The following is a 6,531-nucleotide window of genomic DNA, read 5'->3' as shown; positions in this document are numbered from 1 at the left end:
CTTAGAAAATCTATGCATTCATGTAGTAGATGAATGGCATCACCATTTTCCAAAGCCAATTGATGTAGGTGCTTAAATGTCATTCTATATTCTTTCAGGCTTAATCACAGGGTTACTGCTCTAGTCCGTCAGATATATTACAATAAAAGGAAAATGGTTTAGCTTTGCTGCTTTTCTTAGTTATCTTGATGGTCTCTATGTTTGAAATTATACTATTAAAAAAACATGTAGATCAGAGGGAGAACCAGTGAAGAAAAATTGGAATGAAGAAGAGCTTTTAGCAAACTTTATGTTAATGCCAAATGAACTACATCTATCTATGGGGAATAAAACAGAAACGAACCGTTTGGGCTTTGCCGTGTTACTAAAGTATTTCCAACAGAAAGCTAGATTCCCTAGCCAAAAGCAAGACATCCCAAAAGTAGTGATCGAGTACATAGCGAAACAGCTTGATGTTTCGCATGATCAATTTGATGAATATAGTTGGGGTGGAAAAGAAAAGACTTATACCCGACATCGAAAAAATATAAGGGATTTTTTTGGATTTCAGGAGCTTACACGTACAGATAATGATCGTTTGGGACAATGGTTAGAAGAACAAGTTCAGTCTACACATGATACAGACTATTTAAAAAACCAAGCATACAGTCTCTTTCGTAAATGGAAAGTTGAACCTCCTTCTATTGGGAGCTTAAAGCGTATGATTGACTCTGCCATTGATACTTTTGAAAAGAGCTTATATAAAATGACATATCAGCAATTATCTGCTAAGACGTGCACTCGGTTAGATGCTTTACTTGAGTCCCATGCTGATGAGGATTCTGATGGAGAGGAAACCGACATTTTAACTTTTCGTCAACTATTATCTTCTCCTCGTAAACCAAGTGTAAATGCGATGGAGATGGAGGTTAAAAAACTGTTAGCTATACGACATCTCCAAATTCCTAATGGTTTGTTTCATCATATGACTCCAAAATTACTAAAGAAATATCGACTTCGTGCAGCTACTGAGACTGTAACGGAATTGCGAGCACATCCAGCACCCATTCGCTACACCTTACTTGCCATCTTATTTTGGCATCGTCATGCTGAAGTTATCGACTATTTAGCTGATCTGTTGGATGAAATCACTCTCAAGTTCGGAAATAAGGCCAAGAATACTACCCGTAAAGAAGCAGTAGAAGAGTTGGAAAGGGTTCAAGGGAAAAATAAACATATTATCAACTTATTAAAAGCGACGGTTAATCATCCAGATGGAATTATTCAAGATACTCTATATCCGATTGTAGGCGCTTCAACAATTCGGGATATTATTAAAGACATGACAAGAAATCACCGAGAATACAAAGAAAAAATCTATATAAAGATGCATTCTTCCTATCGGGGGCATTATCGGATTGCTTTCTGTAATATCTTAAAAAATCTTACGTTCAGATCTAATAATCAATCTCATCAACCTGTCATTGAAGCTCTTCAACTAATTCGAGAATATGGTGATAGTGGTCAACGTTTTTTTGCAGCTAATGACGAAGTTCCTATTGAAGGAGTGATCCAGCCCAAATGGAAGGATATCATTATTGAGACGGATAGTAAGGGAATGGAGAGGGTTAACCGAATCAATTATGAGATTGCTGTTTTACAAACACTTCGAACGCGCCTCCGGTGTTTTACCGTTAATATCAATAACATGTGTTGTATTATCGATTTTACGAGTACTGATGTTAGAATTTACTTTATCAAAAGATAATGTAGAACTGCCCCACATTTCATTAAATTCAACCTCATATATACCAGCTAGTTCTGGCCAATTGATTTCTACAACATGTTGTTGGTTACCATCTAAAATTCCTTGTTCCATATTCGTTTCAGAACCATAGGTCCTAAAATTACTCTCAATCCTTACTTCTTTATTAAAACAAGTATAAAATGATTCCTACTTCAAATACTAAAAAAAAACTATTGAAGGATATGATTCAAATGACACTCCATCTAAATAAAAATAACTGCCCTAATTATGAAAAAATTAAATACATCCTCAACGAATCACCAGACTTAATGTGTAGAACACTTGAAGTTGGTGGAGATTGTCTCGAAGTTATTTTCATGAAAAATTTAATTAAACAAGAGTTTCTAAATGAGTATGTAATTAAATACATTCAACAACTTCCGATAGAATACATAACTTACTCTTATTTATTGAAAAACATACCAATGAACGAAGTAAAGAAAAACCTTAAGGAACAAGAGATTATCTCTTCCCTCTTAAATGGATTCGCTTATATTTACTTATCAGACGAAAGTAAAGCATTTATGGTAAATTGCGCCAACCCTATTGAAAGATCTATTGAGAAAGCAGAAACAGAATCATTGGTATACGGTCCTAAAATATCGTTTACAGAATCATTATCTTCTAACATTAAAATTATAAGACGAAATCTAAATGATTCTAATTTGTGTACAGATGAATTAAAAATAGGAGAACGTGTTAAGAAGCAAGTAAGAATTATATATCTTAAAGATATAGCGGATGATGACACACTTAAAACACTTAAGGAGAAGTTTGAAAATATAAAAACTGATAATATAAGTGACAGTTCAGTATTGGCACAATGTCTTGAAGATAATCATTACTCATTTTTTCCACAGTTTATATTAACAGAGTTGCCCGATAGATTCCTCTACTCTATTTTAAACGGACGGATTGGTGTTCTTATAGATGAAAGTCCAATTGCTATTATTGGACCTGCTAATTTTTTTTCGTTTTTTGAATCAACAGAAGACATATATTTGAGATGGTCCTTAAGTACTTTTATAAGATTTATACGATTATTTGCTATGGCAGGGTCACTATTTCTTACAGCATTTTATGTTGCAACCATGACATTTCACTCTGAACTAATTCCATCTAAATTGTTACTTATAATTGGGCAATCACGTTCACAAGTTCCTTTTCCACCTTTGCTAGAAGCACTTTTACTCGAATTATTAATTGAATTACTTAGAGAGGCTGGGGCACGCCTTCCGTCAAAAGTAGGGCAAACAATGGGGATTGTTGGAGGTATTGTTATTGGCCAAGCAACTGTTGAGGCAGGTTTAACTAGCAACATTTTAATTATTATTGTGGCATTTAGTGCATTAGGGGCATTTACGGCTCCTATTTATGAAATGGGCACTGCTATAAGAATTGCTAGATTTCCTTTCATTATTCTAGCAGGTGTTTGGGGATTAAATGGGATTATTATCGGTGTCTGTGTAATGATGGTCCACTTGTTAAAATTGACATCATTAAACAAACCTTATCTTGCACCTCTATACCCTTTTAGGATTAAGGATATAAAATACTTCTTAATACGTCTACCCCACCATTTTTATATGAGACGTCCTGTTGTCAATCGCCCAAAAGATTCATTCCGCACAAGGTGGAGATTTAAAAAAACAGAAAAAGATTTAGATGAATTTTGAGGTGGATAATGAAATCAAATATTAGTTTTGTAAATGCCTATATGGCTTTCTTTATCATACACACTTCGCAAATTGGTATGGGCATACTTGGAGTCCCGAAAATTATTTATCTTGAATCTAAGAAAGATGCTTGGATCTCAGTTTTACTATCCGGTCTATTCATTAGTATTATCACTTGGATTATTATTAGCATACTTAAAAAACATGGAAACTGTAATCTTTATGAAATACACGAAAATTTATTTGGTCGCTTTATAGGAAGTATCATCAATACCTTAATTGTCATTTACTTTATTGCTGTACATTACTCTATCATCATCAGTTATGTTGAATTGTCCCTAACATGGGGATATGAAGGAGTTTATGAATGGGTAGGCACTTTAGCACTATTATTAATAACAATTTATGCAGTATCAGGTGGATTCAGAGTAGTTGCAGGGATATGCTTCTTATCCTTTTTAATGACTATATGGCTGCTATTTGTGATGTATCAACCACTTGATTCCATAAACTTAACTAGAATTTTACCCATCATGTCGACAACTCCGTCAGAAATGATGAAAGGAGTTTTTAAAAGCAGTTATACAATGTTGGGTTTTGAGACTTTATTTTTTATTTTTCCTTTTATAAAGGAGAAAAAAAACTACTTCTATTCAGTCAATTAGCAATCTGGTTTACCACACTTCTTGTTTTAATTGCAACTGTTATTTCCATATTATTTTATAGCCCTAAAGAATTAGAAAAACAGATCTGGCCTATTGTCAGTATGATAAGCGCTGTCCATTTTCCATTTATTGAGCGCTTTGAATCTATAGCAGTTTCATTATGGATATTAGTTATTTTTCCAAATTTATGTATAATCCTATTCATTTCTTCCAAAGGAGTTAAACAAATATTTCATTTAAAACTAAAACATGGAATATGGGTAATCTCAATAATCATTTTTATCACGAGTTTTTTTATCACAAAAAGAGTCGACAATAACCTTTTGATTGATAAAGTTGGTCAAGTAGGCTTTTACCTATGGTTTATCTATCCAATATTCTTATATTTCATTTCAATCATTAAATCTAAAATCTTTTCACGTTCAAAACGGAGTTGAAAAAATGAAAATACGGCTTATTCTACTTTGTGTCTTTCTCTGTACGGCATGTATGCCACCTGAAAAAATATTAGAAAGGCAAGGAATTTCAACTATTATTGGTTTTGACTTACTTGATGAGAATACATACAAAGGCACTATTAGCTTGTTACAATTCGACCGTAAAGAAGAAAAGACGAGTGTAACCATTTCTGCCGTCGGAACTACAAGCAAACAAATAAGACAAAATTTAGAACAACAGACAAGCCACCACCTTACTTCTGGTCAATTAAGGACCATACTGTTTAATAAAAATATGGCAGAAACAGTAGGAATTTCTTCTTTTCTGGATACTATGCAACGAGATAGCAGTATCAGTTCTTTAATCTTTTTGGCCATTACTGATAATGCTGAGGAGACGATTAAAAATAAAAACTATGAAGAATATCCCGAAATGGGATCCTATATCTATCAACTATTGGATAAACACGAAAAGAAAGAAATGTTAGTCAACTCCAACTTGCATGATTTTATTTCCACACTATATGAAATTGGTATCGATCCTACCTTACCTATTCTATCGAATGAGAATGGTGTAGCACCCTATTTAGATGGGGTTGCATTATTTAGGGATGATAAAATAGTTGGTTCTATTTCCATGAAAAAAAACCTGTATATAAAATTATTCACCAATCATAATGCTTTTTTGGGGGATATAACTTTAAATATTCCTGCAGAGGTATTAGAAGAAAAGGGAATAAAACTAGTCGAAAAGCAAAAAGGAGATAAATTTAATATTACAATTCACCCAATAAAGTACCGCGGAAATGTTGAATTATCTCAGGAAGAGTCGGTTAATTTAAATGCATCTATTTTAGTTTCAACTATAGAATTACAGCCTTCTGTTACTCTTAAAAATAAGGAATCAATAAAAAAAATGGAGCTAATAATTGAAGAAGAACTAAACAAAGAATTCGGGGATATTCTTGAGGAGTTTAGAAAATTAAATACTGATCCAATTGGCATTGGAAGAAAAATAAAAAGTATAAGAAAATATTCCAATTTAAATGAAAAAGATTTGAGAGGAAAGTATTCCACATTAAATTTAAAACCAAATATTAAGGTAGAAATAAAACGAACTGGGGCAGTTGATTAGTTCACGAATTACTTGTGAAGAACCTCATTTACTTATGAAGAGCTCACCGAGGTTGATATTAAACTTATCTTCCAATAGTTCAATAATTGTATGTAAAACCATAATTAACTACAATCCTTATTCAACAATCTGGCCCTATTGCGGAACAAAAATAAAAGAGCTCTCTTCAGTCATACTGCGGCTGGTTAGTTTAATAAAATTAGCCCCATAAACGGACATTTATGGGGCTGGTCCTTATTGGAGCAAAACACACTCTATTTACCCTGATCTTTGGTACCAAAACTCATTCCCAAAATCAAAGTAACATTTTTAATAACAAACACCGTTTTTGGTGCTAATATATTCATATAAATAGTTTTTAGTAGGTGATTAATTATGATTTTTGGTTACGCGCGAGTGAGTACGGAGGAACAAAACCTAGATATGCAAGTTGATGCATTAACACAATTCGGGGTTGAGAAGATTTATAAAGAAAAATTAACTGGCACACGAAGAGATAGGCCTCAATTAGAAGACCTTTTAAAAATTTTACGAAGTGGCGATAAAATTGTTGTATATAAACTTGACCGTATTTCACGTTCCACAAAACATTTGATAGAACTGAGCGAATTATTTAACGATATGGGTGTACATTTTGTATCAATTACTGACAGTATTGACACTTCAACCGCAATGGGAAAGTTTTTCTTTCGTACAATGGCAAGCATCGCTGAACTAGAAAGAGATATTATTAGTGAACGAACAAAGTCTGGTCTTCAAGCAGCAAGATCAAGAGGAAAGAAAGGTGGGAGACCTACTAAGAAAGAAGATAAAGTGGAAATGGCTGTTAAGA

Annotated in this window: 3 protein-coding genes and 2 pseudogenes; all 5 read left to right on the top strand. The window is 33.3% G+C overall.

Translation table 11 applies throughout. The annotated features are described in order from the left end of the window. Positions 1–247 precede the first annotated feature (247 nt). Positions 248–1,666, top strand: a pseudogene (locus FOT98_RS29125) (DUF4158 domain-containing protein); the annotation flags it as partial. Positions 1,667–1,977: 311 nt separating this feature from the next. Further along, on the top strand, positions 1,978–3,462 hold the full coding sequence (locus tag FOT98_RS29115) for a spore germination protein (RefSeq protein WP_000172443.1): 1,485 nt from the start codon (positions 1,978–1,980) through the stop codon (positions 3,460–3,462). An 8-nt stretch (positions 3,463–3,470) separates the two neighbouring features. Further along, a pseudogene (locus FOT98_RS33535) lies at positions 3,471–4,564 on the top strand (GerAB/ArcD/ProY family transporter). Positions 4,565–4,568: 4 nt separating this feature from the next. Next, on the top strand, positions 4,569–5,699 hold the full coding sequence (locus FOT98_RS29105; RefSeq protein WP_000702268.1) for a Ger(x)C family spore germination protein: 1,131 nt from the start codon (positions 4,569–4,571) through the stop codon (positions 5,697–5,699). Positions 5,700–6,074: 375 nt separating this feature from the next. Further along, a partial coding sequence (locus FOT98_RS29100; RefSeq protein ID WP_078387099.1) for a recombinase family protein occupies positions 6,075–6,531 on the top strand: 457 nt, incomplete at its 3' end.

This window comes from Bacillus sp. HY001, assembly GCF_007558965.1.
Classification (GTDB): Bacteria; Bacillota; Bacilli; order Bacillales; family Bacillaceae_G; genus Bacillus_A; species Bacillus_A mobilis.
The sequence above is the reverse complement of the archived record's forward strand: the minus strand, read 5'-3'. Positions and strand labels throughout refer to the sequence as shown.